The organism is Pseudomonas sp. SMN11 (genome assembly GCF_052041945.1).
In the GTDB taxonomy this organism is placed as follows: domain Bacteria; phylum Pseudomonadota; class Gammaproteobacteria; order Pseudomonadales; family Pseudomonadaceae; genus Aquipseudomonas.
Window position 1 is genome coordinate 1 of the sequence record NZ_JBKGGW010000120.1, and the last position, 208, is coordinate 208.

General features: G+C 63.5%; 1 protein-coding gene. It reads right to left on the bottom strand.

The features are described 5' to 3' along the window. Positions 1 to 208, bottom strand: a 208-nt coding sequence (locus tag ACLEJU_RS28820; protein WP_440776798.1) for a hypothetical protein, incomplete at both ends; no start/stop codon positions are given.

Below are 208 nucleotides of genomic sequence, written 5' to 3' on the forward strand. Positions count from 1 at the left end.
GCGAGCAGTGCCGTGCGCAGGGCTTCCACGGTTTGCGCTGTGCCGGTGTAGTAGGCGATCAGGCGCTGGTCGCGGGCGATCACCACGGCTTCCTTGATGCCATCGATGGCAGTCAGGCCGGCCTGGATCTCACCCAGTTCGATGCGCAGGCCGCGGATTTTCACCTGATCGTCGTTGCGGCCCAGGTATTCGATATTGCCGTCTGGCA